General features: G+C 67.7%; 1 protein-coding gene. It reads right to left on the reverse strand.

Annotated elements, in window-relative coordinates; translation table 11 throughout:
- Positions 1-3,254 (reverse strand): ATP-binding protein (locus V6M63_RS18085; protein ID WP_332744075.1); only part of this gene is annotated, 3,254 nt, incomplete at both ends.

The following is a 3,254-nucleotide window of genomic DNA, read 5'->3' on the forward strand; positions in this document are numbered from 1 at the left end:
ATGCGGCTGATGGCTTCGCGGCCATTATCGGCCCACACGATGTCCATGGCATGCTCTTCCAGCACCGTGGCCAGCGCGAAGATGTTGCGCATGTCGTCGTCGACGATCAGCACGCGCCGGCCGGCCAGCGGCCGGGCCTCCGAAGCGGCTTCCTCCAGTCGCGCTCGCCGGGCTTCCGGCAAGCCGCGCAGGCTCCGGTGCAAGGCCAGCAGCGCAGCGTCGTTCAGCCGGGCCGGGTTGTGCACTTCGGTGACGGTCACGCGGTCGTCCGAGTGCCAGGCGAAGCGGCCGCCCTCGCCGGCCGCGCCGTTGCGGTACAGCAGCAGCGGCAACGGGCCGAGCCCGGCCTGGTTGCCCAGGGCCTGCCGGACCTGGCTGCTGTCGAGCTTGCCGAAGGCGTCCTCCAGCACCACGCAGTCGAACTGCGCCTCGTCCAGCGCCTGCACGAACCGGTCGGCGCTCTTGGCCACCACCGGCGTCACGCCCGCGCTCTCCAGGTAGCCCAGCAGCTCGGTGCGGGCCGCGCCGTCCTTGAGCGCGACCAGCGCCTTGCGCTCCTTGCGCGTGCACCAGTCGCGCAGCTGGTCGAGCACGGTGTCGAGCACCTCCTGCGACGGAATCGGCTTCTCGACGAAGGCCAGCGCCCCGCCCTTGAAGGCCCGGTCCCTGGAGTCGTCGGTCGAGATCACGCACACGGGAACGTGCCGGGTGGCGAAATCCTGCTTGAGCCGGTCGAGCACGCGCCAGCCATCCATGTCGGGCAGGTACATGTCGAGCGTGATGGCCGCCAGCGGGTACTGGCTGGCAAAGGTCAGCGCACTGGCGCCCATGGCGGTGGCGATGCCCTTGAAGCCCTTGGCGCGCGCAGCGTCCAGCAGGAAGCGCGCGAAGGCCAGGTCGTTCTCCACGATCAGCAGGACCAGGTCGCCCTCCTGGATGCTGTCGCGGTCGTCGTCGGCCTCGTTGGCGGGCAGCCGCACCGGTTCGGCCGCGGCTTCAACCACGGCCGGCGCCGGCATCGGCCGGCGCACCAGCGGTGGCAGAGCAGTCGGCACGTCGCCGGGGCGCGAATCGGCGAACGAGCCCGTGCGGCGGGTGTTGCGCGTGGCCGGGTAGTGCACCGGCAGGTACAGCGTGAAGGTGCTGCCCTGCCCCGGCGCGCTGGCGAGCCGGATCTCGCCGCCCAGCAGCTTGGCCAGCTCGCGGCTGATCGCCAGTCCCAGGCCGGTGCCGCCGTACTTGCGGCTGGTGGAACCGTCGGCCTGCTGGAAGGCCTCGAAGATGATCTGCTGCTTGTCCCCGGAGATGCCGATGCCCGTGTCGGACACGGCGAACGCGACCACCTGGTGCGCCCGGTTGAGCTCCTCGTGGTCGGTGCTCCAGCCGGTGACCACCTCCTCGATGGTCAGCGTCACGTTGCCCTGGTGCGTGAACTTGAAGGCATTGGACAGCAGGTTCTTCAGGATCTGCTGCAGGCGCTTGGCATCTGTGACCACCGCCGAAGGCAGTTGCAGCCCGGACCGGATGTTGAAATCCACCCCCTTGGCCTCCGCCACGTGCCGGAAGGTGCGCTCCACGTACAGCTGCAGGTCTTGCAGGCGCAGCTCGCTCACGTCCACGGCCACCGTGCCGGACTCGATCTTGGACAGGTCCAGGATGTCGTTGATCAGCATCAGCAGGTCGTTGCCCGACGAATGGATGGTCCGGGCGAACTCCACCTGCTTGCCGCTCAGGTTGCCCTCGGGGTTCTTCGACAGCTGGTCCGACAGGATCAGCAGCGAGTTCAGCGGGGTGCGCAGCTCGTGCGACATGTTGGCCAGGAACTCGGACTTGTACTTGGACGTCAGCGCCAGCTGCTTGGCCTTTTCCTCCAGTGCCTGGCGGGCCTGCTCCACTTCCCGGTTCTTGCGCTCCACCTCGTGGTTCTGGTGCACCAGCAATCGCGCCTTCTCCTGCAGTTCCTCGTTGGTCTGCTGCAGTTCTTCCTGCCGGCTCTGCAGCTCCTGCGCGAGCGACTGCGACTGGGTCAGCAGGTCCTCGGTGCGCATGTTGGCCTCGATCGTGTTGATCACGATCCCGATCGACTCGGACAGCTGGTCGAGCAGCTGCTCGTGCGTCGGGTTGAAACGCTCGATCGAGGCCAGTTCCAGCACGCCGCGCACCTTGCCTTCGAAGATGATGGGCAGCACCAGCACGTTGAGCGGCGGTGCCTCGGTCAGCCCCGAGGCGATGCGCAGCGTGTCCGGCAGGCTGGAGGTCAGCAGCATCTTCTTCTTGTCGAAGGCGCACTGGCCGACCAGGCCCTGGCCCAGGTCCACTTCCTTGCCGTAGGCGCCATGGCCATCGGAGGCATAGCTGGCGGTCAGGCGCAGCCTCGGCGGGTCGGACGTGTTGCTCAGCACGTAGAACTCGGCCTGCTGCGCCCCCACCACCGGCGCCAGTTCCGACAGGATCAGGTGGCCCACCGCGACCAGATCCTTCTGCCCCTGGAGCATCCGGGAGAACTTGGCCAGGTTGGTCTTGAGCCAGTCCTGCTCGGTGTTCAGCTGCGTGGTGTCGCGCAGGTTGCTGATCATTTCGTTGACGGTGTCCTTCAGGGCGGCCATTTCGCCCAGCGCCTCCACCGTGATCGATCGCGTCAGGTCGCCCTGCGTCACGGCGGTGGCCACCTCGGCGATCGCGCGCACCTGGGTGGTCAGGTTGGCGGCCAGCTGGTTGACGTTCTCGGTCAGGCCCTTCCAGGTGCCGGAGGCACCCGGCACCTTGGCCTGCCCGCCCAGCTTGCCTTCCACGCCCACCTCGCGCGCCACCGTGGTCACCTGGTCGGCGAAGGTGTCCAGCGTCTCGATCATGGAGTTGATCGTCTCGGCCAGGGCGGCGATCTCGCCCTTGGCATCCACCATCAGCTTCTGCTCCAGGTCGCCGTTAGCGACGGCGGTCACCACCTTGGCGATGCCGCGCACTTGACCGGTCAGGTTGCCGGCCATGAAGTTCACGTTGTCGGTCAGGTCCTTCCAGGTGCCCGATACGCCCTTGACCTGCGCCTGGCCGCCCAGCCGGCCTTCGGTGCCGACTTCGCGCGCCACCCGCGTCACTTCGGCGGCGAACGAGGACAGCTGGTCCACCATGGTGTTGACGGTGTTCTTCAGCTCCAGGATCTCGCCCTTGACGTCCACCGTGATCTTCTTGGACAGGTCGCCCGCCGCCACCGCCTTGGTCACGTCGGCGATGTTGCGCACCTGCGCCGTCAGGTT

The organism is Hydrogenophaga sp. (assembly GCF_036675665.1).
GTDB lineage: Bacteria > Pseudomonadota > Gammaproteobacteria > Burkholderiales > Burkholderiaceae_C > Hydrogenophaga.